General features: G+C 69.4%; 22 protein-coding genes. 18 read left to right on the forward strand and 4 right to left on the reverse strand.

Annotated elements, in window-relative coordinates:
• Positions 1–225: 225 nt before the first annotated feature.
• Complete coding sequence (serA, locus tag ACH4EW_RS11715; RefSeq protein WP_398254675.1) at positions 226–1,818, forward strand: phosphoglycerate dehydrogenase; 1,593 nt, start codon at positions 226–228, stop codon at positions 1,816–1,818.
• A gap of 6 nt (positions 1,819–1,824) precedes the next feature.
• Here the strand turns inward: serA and ACH4EW_RS11720 are convergent, their stop codons facing one another.
• Positions 1,825–2,967: a PucR family transcriptional regulator gene (locus ACH4EW_RS11720; RefSeq protein WP_398254678.1), complete on the reverse strand. Its 1,143-nt coding sequence runs from the start codon at positions 2,965–2,967 to the stop codon at positions 1,825–1,827.
• A 179-nt stretch (positions 2,968–3,146) separates the two neighbouring features.
• Here ACH4EW_RS11720 and ACH4EW_RS11725 point away from each other — a divergent pair, with 179 nt between their 5' ends.
• From ACH4EW_RS11725 to ACH4EW_RS11800, 16 genes are all read left to right on the forward strand, one after another.
• Positions 3,147–4,073, forward strand: coding sequence for a proline dehydrogenase family protein (locus ACH4EW_RS11725; RefSeq protein ID WP_398254682.1), 927 nt, complete (start codon positions 3,147–3,149; stop codon positions 4,071–4,073).
• Positions 4,074–4,120: 47 nt separating this feature from the next.
• On the forward strand, positions 4,121–5,752 hold the full coding sequence (gene pruA / locus ACH4EW_RS11730; RefSeq protein WP_398254685.1) for an L-glutamate gamma-semialdehyde dehydrogenase: 1,632 nt from the start codon (positions 4,121–4,123) through the stop codon (positions 5,750–5,752).
• Positions 5,753–5,900: 148 nt separating this feature from the next.
• Positions 5,901–6,443 (forward strand): GNAT family N-acetyltransferase, encoded by a 543-nt coding sequence (locus ACH4EW_RS11735; protein WP_398254687.1) that lies wholly within the window; start codon positions 5,901–5,903, stop codon positions 6,441–6,443.
• Positions 6,444–6,705: 262 nt separating this feature from the next.
• Positions 6,706–6,834, forward strand: a complete 129-nt coding sequence (locus ACH4EW_RS11740) for a hypothetical protein (RefSeq protein ID WP_382942278.1) — start codon at positions 6,706–6,708, stop codon at positions 6,832–6,834.
• Between the two features lie 218 nt (positions 6,835–7,052).
• Complete coding sequence (locus ACH4EW_RS11745) at positions 7,053–8,126, forward strand: 3-isopropylmalate dehydrogenase (RefSeq protein ID WP_398254689.1); 1,074 nt, start codon at positions 7,053–7,055, stop codon at positions 8,124–8,126.
• A 241-nt stretch (positions 8,127–8,367) separates the two neighbouring features.
• Positions 8,368–9,456, forward strand: a complete 1,089-nt coding sequence (locus ACH4EW_RS11750) for a branched-chain amino acid aminotransferase (protein WP_398254692.1) — start codon at positions 8,368–8,370, stop codon at positions 9,454–9,456.
• Positions 9,457–9,542: 86 nt separating this feature from the next.
• Positions 9,543–9,863, forward strand: a complete 321-nt coding sequence (locus ACH4EW_RS11755) for an FtsX-like permease family protein (protein WP_398254694.1) — start codon at positions 9,543–9,545, stop codon at positions 9,861–9,863.
• Positions 9,864–10,033: 170 nt separating this feature from the next.
• A complete protein-coding gene (gene ureA, locus ACH4EW_RS11760) occupies positions 10,034–10,717 on the forward strand; it encodes an urease subunit gamma (RefSeq protein ID WP_398254697.1) in 684 nt (227 codons plus the stop codon).
• Complete coding sequence (locus ACH4EW_RS11765; RefSeq protein ID WP_398254700.1) at positions 10,714–12,402, forward strand: urease subunit alpha; 1,689 nt, start codon at positions 10,714–10,716, stop codon at positions 12,400–12,402. Before ureA ends, ACH4EW_RS11765 begins: the two co-directional genes overlap by 4 nt.
• Before the next feature lie 22 nt (positions 12,403–12,424).
• The gene (locus ACH4EW_RS11770; RefSeq protein WP_398254828.1) at positions 12,425–13,426 is read left to right on the forward strand and encodes an agmatine/peptidylarginine deiminase; all 1,002 of its coding nucleotides are present in this window, start codon (positions 12,425–12,427) and stop codon (positions 13,424–13,426) included.
• A gap of 3 nt (positions 13,427–13,429) precedes the next feature.
• Entirely contained in the window at positions 13,430–14,068 is a 639-nt protein-coding gene (locus ACH4EW_RS11775; RefSeq protein ID WP_398254702.1) for a TetR/AcrR family transcriptional regulator, read from the forward strand.
• Positions 14,069–14,169: 101 nt separating this feature from the next.
• The gene (locus tag ACH4EW_RS11780; protein WP_398254705.1) at positions 14,170–15,504 is read left to right on the forward strand and encodes an MFS transporter; all 1,335 of its coding nucleotides are present in this window, start codon (positions 14,170–14,172) and stop codon (positions 15,502–15,504) included.
• A gap of 304 nt (positions 15,505–15,808) precedes the next feature.
• Entirely contained in the window at positions 15,809–17,416 is a 1,608-nt protein-coding gene (gene cimA, locus ACH4EW_RS11785; RefSeq protein WP_398254708.1) for a citramalate synthase, read from the forward strand.
• Positions 17,417–17,502: 86 nt separating this feature from the next.
• Complete coding sequence (locus ACH4EW_RS11790) at positions 17,503–18,870, forward strand: hypothetical protein (RefSeq protein WP_398254710.1); 1,368 nt, start codon at positions 17,503–17,505, stop codon at positions 18,868–18,870.
• Positions 18,871–19,034: 164 nt separating this feature from the next.
• Positions 19,035–21,788 (forward strand): SpoIIE family protein phosphatase, encoded by a 2,754-nt coding sequence (locus ACH4EW_RS11795; protein ID WP_398254713.1) that lies wholly within the window; start codon positions 19,035–19,037, stop codon positions 21,786–21,788.
• Positions 21,789–21,932: 144 nt separating this feature from the next.
• The gene (locus ACH4EW_RS11800; RefSeq protein WP_398254716.1) at positions 21,933–22,175 is read left to right on the forward strand and encodes a hypothetical protein; all 243 of its coding nucleotides are present in this window, start codon (positions 21,933–21,935) and stop codon (positions 22,173–22,175) included.
• A 308-nt stretch (positions 22,176–22,483) separates the two neighbouring features.
• Here the strand turns inward: ACH4EW_RS11800 and ACH4EW_RS11805 are convergent, their stop codons facing one another.
• Positions 22,484–23,113: a YceI family protein gene (locus ACH4EW_RS11805; protein WP_398254718.1), complete on the reverse strand. Its 630-nt coding sequence runs from the start codon at positions 23,111–23,113 to the stop codon at positions 22,484–22,486.
• Between the two features lie 218 nt (positions 23,114–23,331).
• Here ACH4EW_RS11805 and ACH4EW_RS11810 point away from each other — a divergent pair, with 218 nt between their 5' ends.
• Positions 23,332–23,856, forward strand: a complete 525-nt coding sequence (locus ACH4EW_RS11810; protein ID WP_398254720.1) for a hypothetical protein — start codon at positions 23,332–23,334, stop codon at positions 23,854–23,856.
• A 72-nt stretch (positions 23,857–23,928) separates the two neighbouring features.
• Here the strand turns inward: ACH4EW_RS11810 and ACH4EW_RS11815 are convergent, their stop codons facing one another.
• Positions 23,929–24,339: a VOC family protein gene (locus ACH4EW_RS11815; protein WP_398254723.1), complete on the reverse strand. Its 411-nt coding sequence runs from the start codon at positions 24,337–24,339 to the stop codon at positions 23,929–23,931.
• A gap of 106 nt (positions 24,340–24,445) precedes the next feature.
• Positions 24,446–24,841, reverse strand: a complete 396-nt coding sequence (locus ACH4EW_RS11820) for a helix-turn-helix domain-containing protein (protein WP_398254726.1) — start codon at positions 24,839–24,841, stop codon at positions 24,446–24,448.
• Between the last annotated feature and the right edge of the window lie 118 nt (positions 24,842–24,959).

The raw sequence follows: 24,959 nt of genomic DNA on the forward strand, positions 1-24,959 counted from the left end.
CCCTGCTTCACCGCTGGAAGAGGCGGCGTCGTACGTGTGTACAAGTCGTCCACCCCGTGTGGGTGATCCTTCCATCGGGGCACAGTATGCGTCCTGGCGCATGACTACACTTCTCGACACATACACGCGTCAGGCCCACAATGTCGTGCGTCTTCCACGCGGCAAGCCCCTCCACCGCCTGCGGCCGTCGGGACGGCCGTCCGCACTGGACTTGTGAGGACTCACGTGAGCTCGAAACCTGTCGTACTCATCGCTGAAGAACTGTCGCCTGCCACGGTTGACGCCCTGGGGCCGGATTTCGAAATCCGGCACTGCAACGGCGCGGACCGCGCCGAGCTCCTCCCCGCGATCGCCGATGTCGACGCCATCCTGGTGCGCTCCGCCACCAAGGTCGACGCCGAGGCCATTGCCGCCGCGCAGAAGCTGAAGGTCGTCGCCCGCGCGGGCGTCGGTCTGGACAACGTCGACGTCTCCGCCGCCACCAAGGCCGGCGTGATGGTCGTCAACGCACCGACCTCCAACATCGTGACCGCCGCCGAGCTGGCCTGCGGTCTGCTGATCGCCACCGCGCGCAACATCCCGCAGGCCAACACCGCCCTCAAGAACGGCGAGTGGAAGCGCTCCAAGTACACCGGCGTCGAGCTGAGCGAGAAGGTCCTCGGCGTCGTCGGCCTCGGCCGCATCGGTGTCCTGGTCGCTCAGCGCATGTCGGCCTTCGGCATGAAGATCGTTGCGTACGACCCCTATGTGCAGCCCGCACGTGCCGCCCAGATGGGTGTCAAGCTCCTGGCGCTCGACGAACTGCTCGAGGTCGCCGACTTCATCACCGTTCACCTGCCCAAGACATCCGAGACACTGGGCCTGATCGGCGACGAGGCGCTGCACAAGGTGAAGCCCTCGGTGCGCATCGTCAACGCCGCGCGCGGTGGCATCATCGACGAGGTGGCGCTCGCCGCCGCGCTCAAGGAGGGCCGGGTCGCCGGCGCCGGTCTCGACGTGTACACGAAGGAGCCCTGCACGGACTCCCCGCTGTTCGAGTTCGACCAGGTCGTCTGCACCCCGCACCTCGGCGCCTCCACCGACGAGGCCCAGGAGAAGGCGGGTGTCGCGGTCGCCAAGTCCGTGCGCCTCGCCCTCGCCGGTGAGCTCGTGCCGGACGCGGTCAACGTCCAGGGCGGCGTGATCGCCGAGGACGTACGCCCGGGCCTGCCGCTCGCCGAGAAGCTCGGCCGGATCTTCACCGCGCTCGCGGGCGAGGTCGCGGTCCGCCTCGACGTCGAGGTGTACGGCGAGATCACCCAGCACGACGTCAAGGTGCTCGAACTCTCCGCGCTCAAGGGCGTCTTCGAGGACGTGGTCGACGAGACCGTGTCCTATGTGAATGCCCCGCTCTTCGCGCAGGAGCGCGGTGTAGAGGTCCGCCTCACCACCGGCTCCGAGTCGCCGGACCACCGCAATGTGGTTACCGTCCGCGGCACGCTCTCGGGCGGCGAGGAGGTCGCGGTCTCCGGCACGCTGGCCGGCCCCAAGCACCTCCAGAAGATCGTCGCCGTCGGCGAGTACGACGTGGACCTGGCGCTGGCCGACCACATGGTGGTGCTGCGTTACGACGACCGTCCCGGTGTTGTCGGCACGGTCGGTCGGATCCTCGGCGAGGCCGGTCTGAACATCGCGGGCATGCAGGTCTCGCGGGCGGACGCGGGCGGCGAGGCGCTGGTCGTGCTCACCGTCGACGACGATGTCCCGGCGTCGGTGCTCGCCGAGATCTCCACGGAGATCGGTGCCGTATCGGCCCGTACGGTCAACCTGACCGACTGACGGGGATCAGAGCCGCGCGCCCTTGAGCGCCATGTGCAGCAGCAGCCGGTCCTCGCCGTCGTTGAGATCGAGGCCGGTGAGCTGCTGGACCCGGGAGAGCCGGTAGTAGAGCGTCTGGCGGTGGATGCCGAGTGCGGAGGCCGTACGGGACGCCTGGCCCGCGCAGTCGAGGAACACCTCGGCGGTGCGGGCCAGATCCTTGTGCGGCGGGGTGAGCAGGGCGCGGACCGCGGGGTCCGCGGCCGCTTCCGCGGGGAGCGCGGTCAGCAGCCGGTACGGGCCGATCGCCGACCACTCGACGACCGGGCCGAAGCGGGACTCGGCCGCCGCCGCGCGGGCCGCGGCGGACGCCTCGTGCCAGGCCGCGGCCAGGTCCGCCAGGCCGCGGCGGGGCATCGCGACCCCGGCGGTGGCGTACCGGTCCGCGGAGGCACGCAGCCGGTCCGCGGCGGTGAGCGCCGGGTCGAGGACATCGGTGGAGCGCAGCCGGATCAGCGCGGCCAGCGAGGGCCCCCCGAAGTCCCCGGAGGCCGGGACCGAGGTCAGTGCCGATGCCGACGACACCGTGCGGACCGACGGCGGATCGTCGGTCCACGGGGTCACGCACACCATCGTGTGCAGGCCCTCCGCGTCCCGCCCCAGTGCCTCGTGCAGCGCGGTCACCGCCATGTCGCGCTGCCAGCCCCGCCCGGCGGTGAGGACCGCACCGAACTCCCGGGACAGATCCGTGCCGGCCCGCGCCTCGTCGGCAAGCAGCCCCCCGATCCGGGACGCCACATCCATGGCAGCCTTCAGCTGCTCGTCACTCGGTCCGGGATCCGCGTCGAGCAGCCATACGTAACCGAGCACGACACCCCGATGGCGTACCGGCAGACAGATACGGCCCCGGAACACCCCGGCCTCCGGGGCGGCCGGAATGCGGACCGGGCCGGTGGCGCGGGCGATGCCGAAGCCCTCGAACCAGGCACGGACCGCGGGCGTGGAGCGCCTGGTCAGGATCGAGCGGGTGCGGACCGGGTCCATCGCCGTGTCGTCGTCGCTGTCGTGGGCGCCGAAGGCAACCAGGCCGAAATCTCGGTTCTCCAGCGTCGCGGGGGCGCCGAGCAGCCCGGAGATCTCGTCGACCAGCTCCTGGTAATCGCCCTTCACCCAGCCATTCTCGCACCCCTTCAGACATATGTCTGAGATCCCGGGAATGGATGCGTGACAGCTGTCGATGGCACACCGACGGAGGGATCCTTAGATTTCACGGTGGTTCTCCGTGCTGTGCCGGTCTGTTCCTTTTCTGCCGGTACGGCCTTCGTTCGTACTTTCCGTGGAGGTGCCCCGTGCTGGGTCCCGTGATTCTCGCCGCGTCCCGCAGCGACAAGATGCGTCGTTTCATCTCGGCCGCACCTGGCACCAAGCAGGTCGTCGACCGGTTCATCGCCGGTGAGACCGTCGACCAGGTCGTCCCGATCATCGAGGACGCCGCCGACAAGGGCCTTGAAGTCACCCTCGACGTGGTCGGCGAGGACATCACCACTCCCGGGCAGGCCGCCGCCGCCCGCGACGCGTACCTGGAACTGATCGAGCGCCTCAAGGCCCTGGGCCTGGGCGCCAAGGCCGAGATGTCCGTCAAGCTCTCCATGTTCGGCCAGGCGCTGGACGGTGGCCACGAGCTGGCGCTCGCCAACGTCCGCCCGGTCGTCGAGGCCGCCGCCGCGATCGGTACCACGGTCACGCTGGACGCCGAGGACCACACCACCCTCGACTCGATGTTCGCCATCCACGAGGAACTGCGGAAGGACTTCCCGCAGACCGGCTGTGTGATCCAGGCGTACCTGTTCCGCACCGAGGAGGACGCCCGCCGCCTGGCCGCCGCCGGCAGCCGCGTCCGCATCGTGAAGGGCGCCTACAAGGAGCCCGCCTCCGTCGCCTACCAGGACAAGGCCGAGATCGACAAGGCGTACGTCCGCATCCTGAAGACCCTGATGGAGGGCAAGGGCTACCCGATGATCGGGTCGCACGACCCCCGTCTGATCGCCATCGCCCAGGAACTGGCCCGGAAGGCCGGGCGCAAGCTGGACGAGTACGAGTTCCAGATGCTGTACGGCATCCGCAGCGACGAGCACATCCGGCTGGCGGCCGAGGGCCACCGGATGCGCGTGTACACCGCATACGGCACCGACTGGTACGGCTACTTCATGCGCCGCCTCGCGGAGAAGCCGGCGAACCTCCTGTTTTTCGGCCGTTCCATCCTCACCAAGGGCTGACCTGCCCGGCTGACCCCCACCCCCTGACACAAGGAGACAAGGCACTCATGGACGCTGTTACCCAGGTCCCCGCGCCGGTCAACGAGCCGGTCCACTCCTACGCCCCGGGTTCCCCGGAGCGCGCCCGCCTGGAGGCGAAGCTCAAGGAGCTCAGCGAGAACCCGATCGACCTTCCGATGACCATCGGTGGCGAGAAGCGGATGGGCGGCGGGGAGCGCTTCGACGTCGTCCAGCCGCACAACCACAAGGCCGTCATCGGTACGTTCGCCGCCGCCACGCAGCAGGACGCCCAGGACGCGATCGACGCCGCGCTGGCCGCCGCCCCGGCCTGGCGGGCGATGTCCTTCGACGACCGCGCCGCGATCATCCTGCGCGCCGCCGAACTGCTGTCCGGCCCCTGGCGCGAGACGCTGGCCGCATCCACGATGCTCGGCCAGTCGAAGACCGCCCAGCAGGCCGAGATCGACACCCCCTGTGAGCTCGTCGACTTCTGGCGCTTCAACGTCCACTACGCGCGCCAGATCCTGGCCGAGCAGCCCCCGGCCAACTCGCCGGGCGTGTGGAACCGCATGGACCACCGCCCGCTCGAGGGCTTCGTCTACGCGATCACGCCGTTCAACTTCACGGCCATCGCGGGCAACCTGCCCACCGCCCCCGCCCTCATGGGCAACGTCGTGGTGTGGAAGCCGTCCCCGACGCAGACCCACGCCGCCGTGCTGCTGATGCAGCTCCTGGAGGAGGCGGGGCTGCCCAAGGGCGTCATCAACCTGGTGACCGGTGACGGCATCGCGGTCTCCGAGGTGGCCCTGAACCACCGCGACCTGGCCGGCATCCACTTCACCGGTTCGACCCCCACCTTCCAGCACCTGTGGAAGACGGTCGGCAACAACATCGCCAACTACCGCACCTACCCGCGGCTCGTCGGCGAGACCGGCGGCAAGGACTTCGTCGTCGCCCACCCGTCGGCCGACCACGCGGTGCTGAAGACCGCGCTGACCCGTGGCTCCTTCGAGTTCCAGGGCCAGAAGTGCTCGGCTTCCTCCCGCGCGTACATCCCGGCCTCCATCTGGAACTCCGGTTTCAAGGAGAAGTTCGCGGCCGAGGTCGACTCCATCACCATGGGTGACGTCACCGACCTGTCGAACTTCATCGGTGCCGTCATCGACGAGCGCTCGTTCGCCAAGAACAAGGCGGCGATCGACCGCGCCAAGTCCGACCCGTCCTGCACGATCATCGCGGGCGGCACGTACGACGACTCGGTGGGCTACTTCGTCCGCCCGACCGTCATCGAGTGCAGCGACCCGGCGAACGAGGTCTTCACGACCGAGTACTTCGGCCCGATCCTCGCCGTGCACGTCTACGAGGACGACAAGTACGACGAGATGCTGGAGCAGATGGAGTCGGTCTCCGACTACGCGCTGACCGGTTCCGTCATCGCGGGCGACCGCGCCGCGGCCGCGCACACGATGGAGAAGCTGCGGTACGCCGCGGGCAACTTCTACATCAACGACAAGTCGACCGGTGCCGTCGTCGGCCAGCAGCCCTTCGGTGGCGGCCGTGCCTCGGGTACGAACGACAAGGCGGGCGCCCCGCAGAACCTGCAGCGCTGGACCCTGACCCGGGCCATCAAGGAGACGCTGGTTCCGCCGACCGACTACACCTACCCCCACCAGGGCTGATGCCCCCCGGGGCCGCCGCACCCCCGGCGCCCCGCCATGGTTCCCGCCTCCCGCCCGGTTCCCCAGCCGGCCGGGAGGCGGTTTCATTTCCGCCCCTCGAACGAGGGCTGATTGCCCGGAGGCTGAGGTGCCTGGGAGGCTGGAGTGCATGACTGAGCCGACCTTGCTTACCGAACACACCTATCGGCTGACCCCGGCCGCCCTCGACGAGATCCACACCTTCCTGGAAACCGTCTTCGAGGGCGACTTCAGCGACGACGACTGGGACCACAGCCTCGGCGGCATCCACGCCTGCGTTCGGGACGGCAGCGGGCTCCTCGCGCACGGCAGCGTCGCCCAGCGTCGGGTGATCCACGAGGGCCGCTCGTACCGGATCGGATATGTGGAGGCCGTGGCCGTCCGTGCCGACCGTCGCCGGGAAGGGCTCGGCGGGCAGGTGATGGCCGCGCTGGAACAGGTCATCGACGGGGCATACGCCTTCGGGGCCCTGTCCGCATCGGCTGCCGGGGCCGCGCTGTATGCCGAGCGCGGCTGGCAGGTGTGGCCGGGGCGGATCGCCGTGCTGGGGCGGAACGGGGTGGAGCGGCTGCCGGACGAGGAGGGCAGTACCTGGATCCGTGCGGCCGGCACCGCGCTGCCGCCCGCGTCCGGGGAGCTGATCTTCGACTGGCGGGACGGGGACGTGCTGTGAGCGGGCAGCCGTAAACGTCCGTCTCAGATAGTAGGAAGTCCGAGCAATTGTGGAGACAGGACGGCCGAGCTGTCCTAGCTTTGTATAAGCCGAACGTATCGCTGGATCCAGCGACTGGCGGTCTTATGCGCGCGCCCCTGTGCAGGCAACCCCTGCGGCGCCCGCTCCCCGCCCTTTCCGGCGCCTCGAAATCCTGATCTCGAAATCACGTTCACGATTTTTCGATCTCGAAATCCTCGCGATCTCAAGGAGTCGATCCACCATGGCCGAGACGACTGTCCGCCGAGTCCGTCACACCCGCCGTCCGACCGAGTCGGAGCGCCAGAATGCCGCCGCCGCCCTGCAGCGGGCCCTCGACCGCAGGGACAACGGAGGCTCCACGGGCCACTGAGAACGGCCCCCGGGGCCAGTTCATGGCAACCGGCCCGGGGAGTGTCGCCCAGCAGGCCTGCCGCGTCGGGTCGGTGCGCTCGCCGACCGGCCCCTTGCGCTGGACCGCGTTCCTCAGGATCGCGTCCGTGCGTGTGAACGAGTACACGCACAGCTCTTCATATGTCCGCATGGTGGACGTGATATGTCATGGTGTGGGACGCGCAGTAAGGTGCGGACATGTCTCGCAGCATCAATCTCGCAGTGATCCCTGGTGACGGTATCGGCCAGGAGGTCGTGACTCAGGGCCTCAAGGTCCTCAATGCTGTTCTCCCGCAGGATGTGAAGCTGGAGACCAAGGAATTCGACTTCGGAGCCAAGCGCTACCACGCGACCGGTGAGACCCTCACCGACGCGGATGTCCAGGCGCTCAAGCAGCACGACGCGATTCTGCTCGGCGCGATCGGTGATCCCTCGGTCCCGTCCGGCGTTCTGGAACGCGGCTTCCTGCTGAAGCTCCGTTTCCTCTTCGACCACCATGTGAACCTGCGGCCGTCGAAGCTCCTCCCGGGTGTCGAGACTCCGCTGAAGGGTCAGCCGGAGATCGACTTCGTCGTGGTCCGCGAGGGCACCGAGGGCCCGTACACCGGCAATGGCGGCTCGATCCGCACCGGCACCCCGCACGAGGTCGCCACCGAGGTCTCGGTCAACACCGCCTTCGGTGTCGAGCGTGTGGTCCGTGACGCCTTCGCCCGCGCCCAGGCGCGCCCGCGCAAGAAGCTGACGCTGGTTCACAAGAACAACGTGCTGACCTACGCCGGGCACCTGTGGACCAACATCTTCAACAAGGTCGCTGCCGAGTTCCCGGACGTCACCACCGACTACCTGCACGTGGACGCGGCGACGATCTTCCTTGTCACGCAGCCCGAACGCTTCGACGTGATCGTCACCGACAACCTCTTCGGCGACATCATCACCGACCTTGCCGCGGCCGTCTCCGGCGGCATCGGCATCGCCGCCTCGGGCAACATCAACCCGAGCGGCGAGTTCCCCTCGATGTTCGAGCCGGTCCATGGCTCTGCCCCCGACATCGCGGGCCAGGGCAAGGCCGACCCCACGGCCGCGATCCTCTCCGTCGCCCTTCTCCTGCGTCACCTCGGCTACGAGGCCGAGGCCGTGCGCATCGAGGAGGCCGTCTTTGCCGACCTCGCGGAGCGAGCGGGGCACCTCCCAGGCCCTTCGGGCTCCGAGGGAAGCACGACTCGTACGACCGACCAGATCGGCGACGCGCTCGCGGTACGCGTAGCGAACTGACCCGACGACTCCTCTTTCGAAGCCGCCGGGTCGCAACCGCACCCGGCGGCTTCTCCTATGCGGTCCCGGGTGCCACCATCGACCAATGGACCGCATTCGCGTCATTTCGTGCGCGGCCGCCCGGGAGAGATAATCGAACGGGACCGTGGCTCGCGGTGAAGCTTGGACGTCCTAGCACCTGTCTTGACAGGAGTGGCGTGAGCGCGGTCCAACACACACAACCGGTGAAGGACACGCACACATGACGACGCCCACGATCGAGCTCAAGCCCTCCTCGAACCCGCTGTCCGACGCGGAGCGCGAGGCGATCCTGGTCAAGCCCGGATTCGGCCGCTACTTCACCGATCACATGGTGACGATCCGGTGGACCGAGGGCCGCGGCTGGCACGACGGCCAGCTCGTCCCCTACGGCCCGCTCTCCCTCGACCCCGCCACCACGGTCCTGCACTACGGGCAGGAGATCTTCGAGGGCCTCAAGGCATACCGCCGGCCCGACGGCAGCGTCGCCACGTTCCGCCCCGAGGCGAACGCCAAGCGCTTCCAGGCCTCGGCGCACCGGCTCGCCATGCCGGAACTGCCCGTCGAGACGTTCATCGAGGCGTGCGACGTGCTGGTGCAGCAGGACAAGGCATGGGTTCCGGCGCACGGCGGCGAGGAGTCGCTCTATCTGCGTCCCTTCATGATCGCGACCGAGGTCGGCCTCGGCGTGAAGCCCGCCAACGAGTACCTCTTCGTCGTGATCGCCTCGCCCGCCGGTGCCTACTTCCCCGGTGGCGTCAAGCCGGTCTCCATCTGGCTCTCCGAAAACCGCGTCCGCGCCGTCCCCGGCGGCATGGGCGACGCCAAGACCGGCGGCAACTACGCAGCCTCCCTCCTCGCCCAGGCGGAGGCCGCGGCGAAGGGCTGCGACCAGGTCGCGTATTTCGACGCCGTGGAGCACAAGTGGGTCGAGGAGCTCGGCGGCATGAACCTGTACTTCGTGTACGGGAACAAGATCATCACCCCGACCCTGACCGGCTCCCTGCTCGCCGGTGTCACCCGTGACTCGCTGCTCAAGGTCGCCCGCGACCTCGGCTACGAATCCGAGGAGGGCCGCGTCTCCATCGACCAGTGGCGCGACGACACCGCGAACGGCAGCCTCACCGAGGTCTTCGCCTGCGGCACCGCCGCCGTCATCACCCCGGTCGGCACCGTCAAGTCCGCGGGCGGCGAGTGGACCCAGAGCGGGGGCGCGCCCGGCGAGGTCACGATGAAGCTGCGCGAGCGCCTGCTGGACATCCAGCGCGGCGTCGCCGAGGACACCCACGGCTGGATGCACCCCCTCGGCTAGGACTGCAGCCGTCCACGACGAAGGCCGCGCCCGGTTCCCGCCGGGCGCGGCCTTCGTCGTGCTGCGGCGGCGACGAGGTGCGCCTCGTGTCCGTCACCGACCGGGCCGTGGAGCGTCGCCCGCAGGTCACCGCTCTCTCCCTCCTCGGCGCCCGTCGGCGCACCCTGCGGCTCGTCCAGTGCACGCAAGTCGTCCTGCCGCTCGCCATCGGCCTCGTCCTCGCGCTGGCGGCCGGGAAGGCCGCCGAGTCCGCATACCTGATCACCGGCGGCGGCCAGGTGTTCTGGGACGGCGAGGGGATCCCTCTGCTGGTGGCCGCCGCGGTCGGCGTTCTCGTACTGGCGACGGTGGGCACCCTGCCGCTGGTCGGGCGCCGCATCGATCCGGAGCTGATTCGCCGCGACTGAGACCGGCCGGAAGGGTCCACCGGCTCGGGGCGTCCGGCACGGCGCACCTCTCCGGCCACCGCACTGAGCGGCGACCCGATATGGAGCGCTACTCAAACAAATAAAGCATTCCTTTCTGTTTCCCGCTTCCCTCCGGTTAGAGTGGCGCTCTAACCCGGAGGTATGGAGACGTGCGACTGACCCCGACGGAACGTGACCGGCTGCTGCTGTTCAGCGCCGCCGAACTGGCCCGGGCCCGCCGCGCCCGAGGGCTGAAGCTGAATGTGCCCGAGGCGACCGCCCTGATCGCGGACACGGTCTGCGAGGCGGCCCGCGACGGGCGCAGGCTCGCGGAGGCCATCGAGGCGGGGCGGTCCGTGCTCGGGCCCGACGATGTCCTGCCGGGGGTCGCCGACGTCGTCACCGAGGTCCATGTGGAGGCCGTCTTCGACGACGGTTCGCGGCTCGCCGTGGTCTCCGGCCCACTGGGCGACGGGCTCGGCGAGGCCGCGCCCGGGGCCGTCGTCCCCGGTCCCGCCACGCCCGAGCCCGAGCCGGCGACGCGGCTGACCGTCCGCAACACCGCGACCGTGCCGGTCTCCGTGACCTCGCACTTCCACTTCTTCGAGGCCAACCCGCGGCTCGATTTCGACCGGTCGGCGGCCTACGGGATGCGGCTCTGCGTCCCCGCCGGGTCTTCCGTCCGCTTCGGGCCGGGGGAGTGCGTCGAGGTGGGTCTCGTGCCCATCGGCGGCGACCGGATCGCCATCGGCTTCGCCGGTCTGGTCGACGGCCCGCTCGATGCGCCCGGCGCCAGGGAAGAGGCGCTGCGGCGCGCGGCGGCCTGTGGATATCTGGGAGTTGAACAGCGATGAGCATCGATCGTCACGAGTACGCCTCCGTGCACGGCCCGCGCGCCGGCGACCGGGTCAGGCTCGGTGACTCCGGGCTGACCGTCCGCGTCGAGTCCGACGCACAGCAGCACGGCGAGGAGTTCCTCGCCGGATTCGGCAAGACCGCCCGTGACGGGCTGCACCTCAAGGCCGCCGCCGTCCGGGACACCTGCGATGTCGTCATCAGCAATGTGCTGGTCATCGATGCCGTGCAGGGCATCCGCAAGGTGTCGATCGGCATCCGCGAGGGCCGGATCGCGGCGATCGGGCGGGCCGGCAACCCGGACACCCTCGACGATGTCGACGTCGTCGTCGGCACCGGGACCACCATCGTCTCCGGCGAGGGAATGATCGCGACGGCGGGCGCTGTCGACACCCATGTCCATCTGCTCTCGCCGCGGATCATGGAGGCATCGCTCGCCTCCGGCGTCACCACGATCATCGGCCAGGAGTTCGGCCCGGTCTGGGGCGTCGGCGTCAACTCGCCCTGGGCGCTGCGTCACGCCTTCAACGCGTTCGATGCCTGGCCGGTCAACATCGGCTTCCTGGGCCGCGGTTCGTCCTCCCACCAGGCTCCGCTGGTCGAGGCCCTTGCCGAGGGCGGGGCCTGCGGCTTCAAGGTCCATGAGGACATGGGCGCCCACACCCGAGCCCTGGACACCGCGCTGCGGGTCGCCGAGGAGTACGACGTCCAGGTCGCCCTGCACAGCGACGGGCTGAACGAGTGCCTGTCGGTCGAGGACACCCTGCGCGTCCTCGAAGGCCGCACGATCCACGCCTTCCACATCGAGGGCTGCGGCGGCGGACACGTCCCCAACGTCCTCAAGATGGCGGGCGTCGAGAACGTCATCGGCTCGTCCACCAACCCGACGCTGCCCTTCGGCCGGGACGCGGTCGCCGAGCACTACGGGATGATCGTCTCCGTACACGACCTGAAGACGGACCTGCCGGGCGACGCCGCCATGGCCCGCGACCGCATCCGCGCCGGAACGATGGGCGCCGAGGACGTCCTGCACGACCTGGGCGCCATCGGCATCACGTCCTCCGACGCGCAGGGCATGGGACGCGCCGGTGAGACGGTCCGCCGCACGTTCGCGATGGCCGGGAAGATGAAGGCCGAGCTGGGCCCGATGGATGGCGACGGCCCGGCGGACGACAACGGACGCGTCCTGCGCTACATCGCCAAACTCACCATCAACCCCGCCATAGCGCACGGCCTCTCGCACGAGATCGGCTCCATCGAGACCGGGAAGCTCGCTGACATCGTGCTGTGGCGGCCCGAGTTCTTCGGTGCGAAGCCGCAGCTCGTGCTGAAGGCCGGATTCCCGGCGTACGGGGTCACGGGCGACCCGAACGCCGCCACCGATACCTGCGAACCCCTGGTTCTCGGACCGCAGTTCGGTGCGTACGGGGCAACGGCCGCCGACCTCTCGGTCGCGTTCGTCTCGCAGGCCGCGACCCAGCTCGGGGCGGACCTGATGCCCACGCGCCGACGCCGAGTCGGAGTGCGCGGCACCCGCGGCATCGGCCCCGGCGACCTCGTCCACAACTCCCGTACCGGAGAAGTCGCGGTGGACGCCCGCAGCGGTCTGGTCACCCTGGACGGCGATCCGCTGCGCTCCGAGCCCTCCGACTCCGTCTCCCTCAACCGCCTCTACTTCCTCTAAGGACCCCGCAGTGACCTTCCGCATGCCGCCCGAGTGGGCCCCGCACGAACGCACCTGGATGGCCTGGCCGGGCCCCAACCCGACCTTCGACACCGACGCCGAACTGGACGAGGCCCGCAGAGCCTGGGCCACCGTCGCCCGCGCCGTCCGCCGCTTCGAGCCCGTCACGATGGTCGTCGGCCCCGGCCAGGAGGACGGCGCCCGCGCACTTCTCGGCCCGGACATCGAGCTGGCCGTTCGCCCGCTCGACGATGCCTGGATGCGCGACATCGGCCCCACCTTCGTCACCGACGGGCAGCAACTGGCCGCCGTGGAATGGACGTTCAATGGCTGGGGTGCCCAGGACTGGGCCCGCTGGGAGCACGACCAGCACATCGCCCGCTCCGTCGCCGAGCTCGCGGCCGTCCCCGTGCACAGCTCCACACTCGTCAACGAGGGCGGCGCCATCCACGTCGACGGCGAGGGCACCGTCCTGCTCACCGAGACCGTGCAGCTCGGCAAGGAACGCAACCCCGACTGGACCCGCGCCGAGGTCGAGGCCGAGATCCACGCCAGGCTCGGCACCGAGAAGGCCATCTGGCTGCCCCGCGGACTGGCCGGTGACTACGGCACGTACGGCACCCTCGGCCATGTCGACATCGTCGCCGCCTTCGCCCGCCCCGGCACCGTCGTCGCCCATGTCCAGCCGGACCCGGCCCACCCCGATCACGAGATCACCCGTGAGACCGTCCGTATCCTGCGCGCCGCCACCGACGCCAGGGGCCGCTCCCTGAACGTCGTGGAGGTCCCCGCGCCCACCGTGCTGAAGGCCGACGGGGAGTGGGTCGACTACTCCTACATCAACCACTACCTCTGCAACGACGGTGTGGTCCTCTGCGCCTTCGACGACCCGCGCGACAAGGAAGCGGCGGCGATCTTCGGTGAGCTGTTCCCCGACCGTACGGTGACACTCGTCGACGCACGTACGATCTTTGCCGGCGGTGGAGGCATCCACTGCATCACGCAGCAGCAGCCGAAGGTCTGAACCGTGCCCCCCGCTCCACGCCGTCGCAACACCGCCCCGCCCCGCGAGGAACTGCTGGCCGCCGCCATGGCGACCATCGCCGAACGGGGCCTCGACGGCCTCACCATGGCCGGGCTCGGCCGTGAGGTCGGCATGAGCAGCGGACACCTCCTCTACTACTTCCGCACCAAGGACGAGCTGCTGCTCCAGACCCTGGAGTGGAGCGAGGGCCGGCTCGGCGCGGAGCGGCGCACCCTGCTGTCCGGGCGGGCGACGGTGCGCGAACGGCTCGACGCGTACATCGATCTGTACCTCCCCGACGGCCACCGCGATCCGCACTGGACGCTCTGGCTCGAGGTCTGGAACCGTTCGCAGAACGCCGACGAGGACGCACGCGCCCGGCAGGCCGCGATCGAGGGCGCCTGGCACCGCGACCTGGTGGCGCTGCTGGCGGAGGGCGCCTCGCGGGGGGAGTTCCGTACCGTTGACGCCGACCGGTTCGCGACCCGGCTGCGCGCCCTGCTCGACGGGTTCAGCGTCCATGTCGCCGTCGGTCTCCCCGGCACCGGCCGCTCCCAAGTCATCGCCCAGGTCCGGGAATTCATCGACGATTCGCTCACCGCCCCGGAGCGGCCCCCGCTGCCGTCAACGAAACGCACGTAACGGCCTCACCCGCTGCCAATCGCGGGTGAGGCCGTAAGACCGCGTGATCGTCCCTTTGCGGCCTTGTCGCGTTCCCGGCTGTTCGGGCACGGTGACGGACCATGGGACGAGAGCAGTGGAAGAAAATCTGGGTCGGCTCCGCCGGCAACATGGTCGAGTGGTTCGACTGGTTCGTGTACGCGACCTTCGCGGTCTACTTCGCGGATTCGTTCTTCCCCGAAGGCAATGAGACCGCCAACCTCATGAACACCATGGGCATCTTCGCCGTCGGCTTCTTCATGAGGCCGGTCGGTGGCTGGATGCTCGGCCGGATCGGTGACCGCAGAGGACGCAAGGCCGCGCTCACCCTCACCGTCACCCTCATGTCGGCCTCCGCGGTCCTCATCGCCATCGCGCCGACGTACGACGTCGCGGGATACGGCGGTGTCGCCGTCCTGCTGGTGGCCCGGCTGCTCCAGGGCCTCAGCGTCGGGGGAGAGTACGCCGCCAGCGCCACCTATCTGACCGAGGCGTCCGCGCCCCACCGGCGCGGCTTCGCCTCCAGCTTCCAGTACGTGTCCATGACCGCGGGACAGCTCATCGGCCTCGGCCTCCAGATCATCCTGCAGCGCAACATGTCCGATGCGGCCCTGCACAGCTGGGGCTGGCGCATCCCGTTCATCGTCGGCGCGCTCGGCGCGGCCGTCGTCTTCTATCTGCGCCGCTCCATGCTGGAGACCGAGGTGTACGCGGAGTCCGGCGCCGCCGAGCAGGAGGACCGCGGCACGCTGAAGGCGCTGTGGCAGCACAAGCGCGAGGCGTTTCTGGTGATGGCGCTGACCATGGGCGGGACCGTCGCGTACTACACGTACACGACCTATCTCACCAAGTTCCTCTCCAAGAGCGCCGGCATGGAGAAGTCCACCGCCTCGCTCGTCAGCTTCTGCGCCCTGTTCGTCTTCATGTGCATCCAGCCGGCGGCCGGGCTGCTCTCCGACCGGATCGGCCGCCGCCCGCTGCTGATCACCTTCGCCCTCGGCTCCACCTTCCTGACCGTGCCGATCATGACGAAGCTCAAGCACGCGGGCACCTTCTGGCCCGCGTTCGGCCTGGCGCTCCTCGCCCTGGTCGTCGTCACCGGGTACACGTCGATCAACGCCTGTGTGAAGGCCGAGCTCTTCCCGACCGGCATTCGCGCCCTGGGCGTCGCTCTCCCGTACGCCATCGCCAACGCGCTCTTCGGCGGCACCGCCGAATACGTGGCGCTCTGGTTCAAGAAGGCGGGCGTCGAGTCCGGCTTCTACTGGTACGTGGCGGGCTGCGCCGCGGTCTCCCTGGTCGTCTACCTGACCATGCGCGAGACCCGCGACATCGACCTGGGCAGGGTCGGTGCGGCCGACCGGAGGGCCGGGCAGGCCCAGTCGTCCGGAGCGACGAGCATCACGCCCGCACCCTGAGACGGGCATCACGCCCGCATCCTGAGACGGGCCACGGCACGGAGGCAGCCCTGTGCAAGACTGCCTCCGTGCCTTCGTTCGTCATGATTATCGGCAACAGGCGCGCCGGTCCGCAGTGACCGTCTCGTACCACCACGTGCGGCACGGCCACCGTGCCCCAGACCCGCGCGCAGACCTCTCGCACCCGCGAGGGGTTTTTTCGTTTTCCGGCCCTCACCTCGGCCGGGGCGAGGCGCGCGGGATGATGGGGGCAAGTGGAGCCAATTCATCCGGATCCACTCATCCGACGGGAGTTCAGACCAGCATGACCACCAAGGCCAAGCCCACCGACGACAGCTTCCATGTCTTCGACACCACACTGCGTGACGGCGCACAGCGTGAAGGCATCAACCTGACGGTCGCGGACAAGCTGACCATTGCCCGGCACCTGGACGACTTCGGCGTGGGCTTCATCGAGGGCGGCTGGCCCGGCGCCAACCCCCGCGACACCGAATTCTTCGCCCGCGCCCAGCAGGAGATCGAGTTCAAGAACGCCGAGCTGGTCGCCTTCGGCGCGACCCGCAGGGCGGGTGGCAGGGCCGCCGAGGACCCCCAGGTCAAGGCTCTGCTGGAGTCCGGTGCCCCCGTCATCACGCTGGTCGCCAAGTCCCACGACCGCCATGTGGAACTCGCCCTGCGCACCACACTCGAAGAGAACCTGGAGATGGTCCGCGACACCGTCTCCTTCCTCCGTGAGCAGGGCCGCCGGGTCTTCGTGGACTGCGAGCACTTCTTCGACGGCTACCGCGCCAACCCCGAGTACGCCAAGGCCGTCGTCAGCGCCGCCTCCGAGGCCGGGGCCGATGTCGTCATCCTCTGCGACACCAACGGCGGGATGCTCCCGGCCCAGGTCCAGTCCGTCGTCTCCACCGTTCTCGCCGACACCGGCGCCCGGCTCGGTATCCACGCCCAGGACGACACCGGCTGCGCCGTCGCCAACACCCTCGCCGCCGTCGACGCGGGCGCCACCCACGTCCAGTGCACCGCCAACGGCTATGGCGAGCGGGTCGGCAACGCCAACCTCTTCCCCGTCGTCGCCGCCCTGGAACTCAAGTACGGCAAGACCGTCCTTCCCGAGGGCGCGCTCGCCGACATGACCCGTGTTTCGCACGCCATCGCCGAGGTCGTCAACCTGACGCCCTCCACCCACCAGCCCTATGTGGGTGTTTCCGCCTTCGCCCACAAGGCCGGACTGCACGCCTCCGCGATCAAGGTCGACCCGGACCTGTACCAGCACATCGACCCCGCGCTGGTCGGCAACACCATGCGAATGCTCGTCTCCGACATGGCGGGCCGCGCCTCCATCGAGCTCAAGGGCAAGGAGCTCGGCATCGACCTCGGCGGCGACCGCGAACTCGTCGGCCGGGTCGTCGAGCGCGTCAAGGAGCGCGAGCTCAAGGGCTACACGTACGAGGCCGCCGACGCCTCCTTCGAACTGCTGCTGCGCGCCGAGGCCGAGGGCCGGGTACGCCGCTACTTCCGCACCGAGTCCTGGCGCGCCATCGTCGAGGACCGCCCCGACGGCACGCACGCCAACGAGGCGACCGTGAAGCTCTGGGCCAAGGGCGAGCGCATCGTCGCCACCGCCGAGGGCAACGGCCCGGTCAACGCACTCGACCGGGCGCTGCGCGTCGCGCTGGAGCGGATCTACCCGCAGCTCGCCAAGCTGGAACTGGTCGACTACAAGGTCCGCATCCTCGAAGGCCGCACCGGCACCGAGTCCACCACCCGAGTCCTCATCACCACGGGCGACGGCAGCGGCGAGTGGGCGACGGTCGGCGTCGCGGAGAACGTCATCGCGGCGTCCTGGCAGGCGCTGGAGGACGCTTACACGTACGGTTTGCTGCGGGCCGGGATCGAGCCGACGGAGTAACGACCTCGCCCACGATCGGCGTGGGGAGGAAGCCGGCCCAGGTGGGTGGTGGCGCACAAGTCACCCACCTGGGTTAGCTTCGATATATGCGGAACAGGCTGTTCCCGTCCTTGTTGGCCGGCCTGCTGCTGATTCTCTCGGTGGCGGTGCTCGCCATCGCGCCCGCCGCGCCCGCAGCGGTCGGTGCATCGACCATCAATGACGCCGCGCAGGCGCTGCGCAGAGGCCCTGTGTACGTCGACCCGGCAGCCGCCGACCAGCTCTCGCCGGGACAGGCGGCCGCTCTGACGAAGAAGATCAAGGACGCCGACAAGCCCGTGTTCGTGGCGGTACTGCCGCGTACCTCGGCGTTCCCCGAGCAGACCCTGCTGACCACCCTGCGTACCGACACCGGCATCACCGGCGTCTACGCGGTACGTCTCGGCAACGGGTTCAACGCGGGCGCCGACCCGCAGGTGATGTCCACCCGGGCGGTCCAGAACCTCACCGCCGCCGTGAAGGCATCCGGCACCGGCACCGACGCCGCGACCCAGCTGAATGCCTTCGTCGACCGGGCGGTCGAACAGGCCCGGGGCGGCGCCCCCGCCTCCTGGGGCCGGTCCTCCGCGACCGGCGGATCATCGTCCGTCGCCGGACTGATCACGTTCGGCGCGATCCTGGTGCTGGGCGCCGGTACGGCCTACACGATCTTCCGGCGCAACCGGGGGCGCAAGGAGGCCGAGGAACGGGCCGCACTCGACAAGCTCCGGGTCGTCGTGGACGAGGACATCACCGCGTACGGCGAAGCCCTGGACCGGCTCGACTTCCACCCCGCCGAGCCGGGCGCCGACGACAACATGCGCGCCGACTACGAGCGGGCACTCGACTCCTACGACAGCGCGAAATACCGCATGTCCAAGGCCCAGCACCCGTCCGACGTGCGCGGCGTCACCCAGGCCCTGGAGGACGGCCGCTTCTCCCTGGCCGTCCTGGAGGCCCGCCGCACGGGCGGTGAACTGCCCTTCCGCCGCCCGCCGTGCTTCTTCGACCCGCGTCACGGCCCTTCGGTCGCCGACCTCCGGTGGTCCCCTTCCGGCGGCACGGCCCGCGAGGTCCCGGTCTGCGCGGCGGACGAGATCCGGCTGCGCGAGGGCGAGGAACCGCTGAGCCGCACGGTCGACGTGGGCGACGGCCGACGCCGCCCGTACTGGGAGGCGGGCCCGGCGTACGGCCCCTGGGCGGGCGGCTACTTCGGCGGCGGTCTGCTTCCCGGCCTGCTGGTCGGCACGCTCCTCGGTTCGACACTCTCGAGCCCGGCATATGCGCAGGAGTACGGCGGCGGCGACTTCGGCTCCGGCGGTGACGGGAGCGGCGGGGACTTCTCCGGCTCCGACTTCGACTCGTCGGGCTTCGACGGCGGAGGGTTCGGCGGCGACTTCGGGGGCGGGGGCGGCTTCGACGGCGGCGGCTTCTGAGCCGCTGACCGGCGAACTCTCGGACAGGTGCGATTCATGCTAGACCTAAAACTATGTCTGGTATCGGTCGATTCCGGGCGAGGCCGCGACGCTCCGCCCGGCGACCACATCGGCACGACGGGGGGCGCTCGGGCCAAGCCACCCCAGCGCCGCCCGGCCGGGACATGACCCACCGTCCCCTGCGCCGCGAACTGCTCTCCCTGTTCAGTCTGCGCACCGTGGCCGGCCAGGTCTTCTGCTACGTGCTCGCGCTCGTCCTCCTGCTCATCGCCGGGGCCACGGTCGCGTTCGTGCTGCAGGGCCGCAGCGACAGCCTGCAAGAGGCCCGGCGGCGCACCATGAGCGTGGCCGAGACATTCGCCCACTCGCCCGGGATCGTGCAGGCGCTGGACAGCAAGAACCCCACCGCGATCCTGCAGCCACGTGCGGAACAGGTCCGTCAGCGGACACATGTCGATGCCGTCGTCGTGGCCAGCCCCCAGGGCATCCGCTACACCCACCCCGACCCCACGCTGATCGGCAAACGCCTCGTCGGTCAGTACCAGGAGGCACTGACAGGCCCGGGCTTCACCCGGACCCTCTCCGGCACCATTGGGCCCTCGATCCACTCACTGGTGCCGGTCACCCGGCCCGACGGTTCGGTCGCCGGGCTGGTGGCCGTCGGCCTCACCGACCGGTCGATCAACAGCGTCGCCAACCGGTCCATCCCGTTCGGCATCGCCGCCGCGGTGGCTGCCGCCGCAGTCGCCGCGGGCGGCGCGGCACTCGTGAGCAGACGGCTCCGCCGCCAGACACACGGGCTCGGACCCGCAGAGATGACCCGGATGTACGAGCACCACGACGCGGTGCTGCACGCGGTCCGCGAGGCCGTCCTCATCGTCGGGGCCGACCACCGGCTGACGATGGCCAATGACGAGGCCCGCAGGCTGCTCGCCCTTCCCCCGGACGCCGAGGGCCGCGCAGTGGAGGACCTCGGGCTGGACGCCGAGACCGCGGAACTGCTCGCCTCCGGCCGTTCCGTCACGGACGAAGTGCTGCGCGTCGGCAACCGCCTGCTGGCCGTCAACCTCCGGCCGACGGACGCTGCCGGCGGGCCCGCCGGCACCGTGGCGACCCTGCGCGACACCACCGAACTCCGTAAGGTCACGGGCAGAGCCGAACTGGTCCACGAACGCCTGCTGCTCCTGTACGAGGCCGGGGCCCGGATCGGCACCACCCTGGACGTGGCCCGTACGGCCCAGGAACTGGCGGATGTGGCGACCCCCGGATTCGCCGACGTCACAACCGTCGACCTCGCCGATACCGCGCTCTCCGGCGAGGAACCGGCCACGCCGGACGGGGACCCGCTGGACATGCGCCGTACCGCGACCGCCACCGTGGCCCCGCACCCGCCCCTCTACCCGATCGGCCGACTGGTCGGATTCGTCCCCTCCAGGACCAGGGCCATGCGCGTGAACATCGTCGAGACCGGGCTGGGGTCCGATGTGATCACGCAGCTGGGATGGCGGTACTGGGATCCCGAGCGCGCCGGGAAGATCATCGGCCACGGATTCCACTCGGTGCTGTCGGTACCGCTGCACGCACGAGGCACCATCCTGGGCCTGGTCAACTTCTGGCGCGCCGAGAATCCCGAACCGTTCGACGAGGACGATCAGTCCTTCGCGGAGGAGCTGGTGGCCCGGGCGGCCGTCAGCGTGGACAACGCCCGCCGGTACACACGTGAGCACAAGTTGGCCGTGACGCTGCAGCGAAGTCTGCTGCCCCGAGGCGTGCCCGCGCAGAACGCCCTCGAAGTCGCCCACCGCTATCTGCCCGCGCGGGCCGAGGTGGGCGGCGACTGGTTCGACGTGATCCCGCTGCCCGGCGCCCGGGTCGCGCTGGTCGTCGGTGACGTGGTCGGACACGGACTGCACGCCGCCGCCACCATGGGGCGGTTGCGCACCAGCATCCACAACTTCTCCGCGCTGGACTTCGCGCCCGACGAGCTCCTCGGACATCTCGACGCACTGGTCAGCCGGATCGACCAGGACGAGGCGGCCGGCGGTGGCGCCGAAGTCGCCGGAGCAGGCTGCCTCTATGCGATCTACGACGCGGTCTCCGGGAACTGCTCGGTGGCCCGGGCCGGCCATCCCGGGCCGATGCTGGTCCTCCCGGACGGCACCGTGGAAGTCCCCGAGGTTCCGGCCGGCCTGCCCCTCGGAATCGGCGGCATGCCCTTCGAGGCCGCCGAGTTCCACATACCCGAAGGGAGCCGTCTGGTCTTCTACACGGACGGTCTGGTCGAGCGCCGCGACCGGGACATCGACGTCGGCCTGAACCTGCTGCGCGCCACCCTCGCCGGTCGCGACCGGACACCGGAAGAGACCTGTGAGGACGTGCTCGACACGATGGTGAGCGGGCAGCCGACCGACGACGTCGTCCTTCTTGTGGCCCGCACCCGCACGCTCGCCCCCGAACAGGTCGCGCACTGGGGCGTGGACACCGACCCGGCGGCCGTCGCCGGAGTCCGCCGAAACGTCGCCCGGTGGCTCACCGAGCGCGGCCTGGACGAGGAGGCGTTCACCACCGAACTGATCCTGAGCGAGCTGGTCACCAACGCGGTGCGCTACGGCACCGGACCGATCGAGGTCCGCCTGCTGTACGACCGCAACCTGATCTGCGAGGTGTCCGACACCAGCAACACCTCACCGCATATGCGCTACGCGGCGACGACGGACGAGGGCGGCCGGGGCCTGTTCCTCGTCGCCCAGTTCGCCGAACGCTGGGGCACGCGTTACACCGAGACGGGCAAGGTGATCTGGTCGGAGCAGACGGTCGGCGAATCGGAGGAAGCGGAGGAAGCGGGCGGGGCGGACAGCTGGACCGCCATCGACCGAGATCGATCGGGACCCGGGCGTGGGCGCGAAGAGTCTATGTGAGTGATTCCGGCAGAACGGTCAGGTCGCAGTCCACGCGCTGCCCCGGGATCGGTGCGCCCTTTCGCTAATGTCCAGGGCGCCGCGCCTTCGTGGGCGACATGCAGGCGCCCCAGCTCATCACTTCAGCAGCAAGGAATGATCACCATGGCCGTGTGCGAGGTCTGTCACAACGACTACGAGATGGCGTTCGAGGTGCGGGCCGCGGGAGGGGCGGTCCACGTTTTCGACAGCATCGAGTGCGCCGCCCAGAAAATGGCCCCGACCTGTGTCAACTGCCAGTGCCGCATCCTCGGCCACGGCATGCAGGCCGACGGACGGTTCTTCTGCTGCGCGCACTGCGCGCGTGAAAAGGGTTTGTCCCGGTCCCAGCTCGTGGATCACGCCTGAGCCCCTCGGCCAGGCGCACCGGGCGGGTGGGACTGGCCCGGGAACGTCACGAAGCCCTTCCCCCGCCGGGGGAAGGGCTTCGTCAGCGAGCGCTGGGCAGGCCTTGCACCTGCATTTCCCCGCAGGAAGCGGGGTGTCTTTCCTTGGACCACCAACGCAGTATCAGTTGCCGTCATGTGCGGCGGACTGTCAAGATCAACTATAGCGCATGCGAGCCGTCGGCCGGCCCCGGCCAATGCCCGGCGGATACGAGACTCGCCGGGCGGTCGCAGTCCGTCGCCACACGGCCTTCTCGGCGGCGCGACACGTCAGGCCTGCGGTGTCGCGGTCTTGACCGCGGAGATGTCGAAGTTGAGCTTGACCTTGTCGCTGACCATCACGCCGCCGGTCTCCAGCGCCGCGTTCCAGGTCAGGCCCCAGTCGGAGCGCAGGATGTCCGCGCTGCCCTCGAAGCCGACACGCTCGTTGCCGTAGACATCGGTGGCGGAGCCGTTGAACTCCAGGTCGATGGCGAGGGGCCGCGTGACGTCCTTGATGGTGAGGTCGCCGGTGATGCGGTACTTGTCGCCGCCGAGCTTCTCGGCGTGCGTGGAGCGGAAGGTCATGAGGGGGAACTTCTCGGCGTCGAAGAAGTCGCCGCTGACCAGGTGGCTGTCGCGGTCGGCGATGCCGGTGTCGATGCTGGCGATCTTGACGTCGATCGAGGCGGCGGACTTCGCGGGGTTGTGGCCGTCGAGCTTCAGGCTGCCCTCGTGCTCGCCGAAGGAGCCGCGCACGTTGGTGACCATGGCGTGGCGCACGGTGAAGCCGATGCTGCTGTGCGCCGGGTCGATCGTGTAGTCGCCGGTGAGGGCGGCCAGGGCGGGGTCCGGCTCGGGGGCGGCGACGGCGGTGGCGACGGACGAGGCGTTGTTGTTCTTGCGGTTGAACAGAGCCATGGCTCCTCCTCGGGGACGTGATCGAGTGGCGATCGAAGTTATTGTTTAACCTTCAACGAGATTAACCGTAGCGCTATCTAGTTCAAAGTTCAACGTCGAGGGAGGGTGGATTGCTGCGAACGGGGCCCACTATTGGCGCTCTCGCTCTCTGGCGACGCGCGTAGAACTCGGGCAGTATTTCCGTGCCCCTTATTTGTCATGAGCAGGAGGAGTCCCCCATGGTGTCCCGTATGACACTGCGCCCCGTCCTGACCGCCCTCGCCCTCGTCCTCGGCGTCCTCTTCGCCCCCGGCGTCGGCGTTCTCGGCAGCGGTGCCACCCAGGCCCACGCCGACACGAAGCTCACCCACGCCCAGGCCACCGCCCGGTTCAGCTCCTCCGGAATCACCTGGTCGTCCTCCGGTAACTGCTCCAACCGCAACAACGCCACGTGCACCTCGTTCGACCAGCTCAACCTGGCCACCGCCCAGGGCGCCCAGACCCTCAAGAGCGCCACGGGCTGCGCGCTGAACATCACCGGCGGCACCGAGACCGGGCACGCCAGTGGTACGTACTCGCACTGGAACGGCTACAAGCTCGACTTCGGCAAGTCCACCTGCCTCACGAACTACGTCCACGGCACCTTCACCTACATAGGGCTGCGCGGCGACGGCGCTCCCCAGTACAAGGCGGGTTCCGGCAACATCTACGCGGACGAGGGCAACCACTGGGACGTGACGTACTACAACTGTGGCGGCTGCTGACCGCGCGCTGTATCTGCTTGCACGGGTGCCCCCGTTCCGGCGGAACGGGGGCACCCGTGCGTACGGCGGTCCTCAGGCCCTCGGCTGGGTGAATCGGATGCTGTTTCCGAAGGGGTCGCGCAGGCCGCAGTCGGTTCCGTACGGACGATTGGTGGGCTCTTCGGTGAACTCGACGCCCCGGGCAAGCAGCGTCTCGTACGTCTTGCGGCAGTCGTCCGTGGTGAAGATGAGCGAGCCGCCCGTCGCCCCCTTGGTCACCAGTTCGCGGACCTGCTGCGCCGTCTCCTCGGACATCGCGGGAGGCCCGGGCTTCTCCAGCAGGACCTGGCGCTCCGGGCGACCGGGGACACTGACGGTCAGCCAGCGCATGAAGCCCATGTCGACATCGGCGTTGACCTCGAGGCCGAGCTTGCCGACGTAGAAGTCGAGAGCCTCGTCCTGGTCGAGAACGTAGATCTGTGAGTGCGTGATGGCGTTGAACATGTGCATCACGCTACTGGGCAAGCCGGACGAAAACTTGTCCAGAACTGCTCAGTCGACGGACGGTACGGGCCGTGCGGACAGGCAGTGCGGACGTCCACGCGGACGGTCAGGCGCTCGGACGCGTCCACGCCATCGTGAAGCACGTCGGTACGCCCGCGACCGCCGCCGCTTCCTTGCGGTACGTCCTCGGTGACCGGCCGACGATGTCGCGGAATGTGCGGCTGAAGGTGCCCGGGCTGCCGAAGCCGACCTGGAAGCAGATGTCCGTCACACTGCGGTCGGTCTCCCGCAGCAGGAACATCGCACGCTCGACACGGCGACGCTGCAGATAGCGGTGCGGCGTCTCGCCGAACGTGGCCCGGAAGGTGCGCGTGAAGTGCGCCTGCGACACATGGGCGATCCGCGCCAGGGCCGGGACGTCCAACGGCTGGGCGTAGGCGCGGTCCATCGCATCCCGTGCCCGGAGCATGCGACGGTTGGTCTCTTCTGCGGCGCGGGTCACGGTGCCATCGTGATCTAGCGAGGGGACGCCCCGCTTCAGCGGGGTGGGGAATCGCTTCTTTGGATTGCTCTGACATCAACTGTCTCAACGATCTGCACTGTTGAGCTGAGCCACGGAC

It is taken from the genome of Streptomyces sp. NPDC018000 (assembly GCF_044328025.1).
Lineage (GTDB): Bacteria > Actinomycetota > Actinomycetes > Streptomycetales > Streptomycetaceae > Streptomyces.

Coding starts and splice junctions, on each gene's coding strand:
- ACH4EW_RS11770 (WP_398254828.1), top strand. CDS start 12,425: ATGCCGCCCGAGTGGGCCCCGCACGAACGCACCTGGATGGCCTGGCCG.
- ACH4EW_RS11740 (WP_382942278.1), top strand. CDS start 6,706: ATGGCCGAGACGACTGTCCGCCGAGTCCGTCACACCCGCCGTCCGACC.
- ACH4EW_RS11765 (WP_398254700.1), top strand. CDS start 10,714: ATGAGCATCGATCGTCACGAGTACGCCTCCGTGCACGGCCCGCGCGCC.
- ACH4EW_RS11795 (WP_398254713.1), top strand. CDS start 19,035: ATGACCCACCGTCCCCTGCGCCGCGAACTGCTCTCCCTGTTCAGTCTG.
- ACH4EW_RS11815 (WP_398254723.1), bottom strand. CDS start 24,339: ATGTTCAACGCCATCACGCACTCACAGATCTACGTTCTCGACCAGGAC.
- ACH4EW_RS11790 (WP_398254710.1), top strand. CDS start 17,503: ATGCGGAACAGGCTGTTCCCGTCCTTGTTGGCCGGCCTGCTGCTGATT.
- ACH4EW_RS11750 (WP_398254692.1), top strand. CDS start 8,368: ATGACGACGCCCACGATCGAGCTCAAGCCCTCCTCGAACCCGCTGTCC.
- ACH4EW_RS11800 (WP_398254716.1), top strand. CDS start 21,933: ATGGCCGTGTGCGAGGTCTGTCACAACGACTACGAGATGGCGTTCGAG.
- ACH4EW_RS11745 (WP_398254689.1), top strand. CDS start 7,053: ATGTCTCGCAGCATCAATCTCGCAGTGATCCCTGGTGACGGTATCGGC.
- ACH4EW_RS11810 (WP_398254720.1), top strand. CDS start 23,332: ATGGTGTCCCGTATGACACTGCGCCCCGTCCTGACCGCCCTCGCCCTC.
- ACH4EW_RS11780 (WP_398254705.1), top strand. CDS start 14,170: ATGGGACGAGAGCAGTGGAAGAAAATCTGGGTCGGCTCCGCCGGCAAC.
- pruA (WP_398254685.1), top strand. CDS start 4,121: ATGGACGCTGTTACCCAGGTCCCCGCGCCGGTCAACGAGCCGGTCCAC.
- cimA (WP_398254708.1), top strand. CDS start 15,809: ATGACCACCAAGGCCAAGCCCACCGACGACAGCTTCCATGTCTTCGAC.
- ACH4EW_RS11805 (WP_398254718.1), bottom strand. CDS start 23,113: ATGGCTCTGTTCAACCGCAAGAACAACAACGCCTCGTCCGTCGCCACC.
- ACH4EW_RS11735 (WP_398254687.1), top strand. CDS start 5,901: ATGACTGAGCCGACCTTGCTTACCGAACACACCTATCGGCTGACCCCG.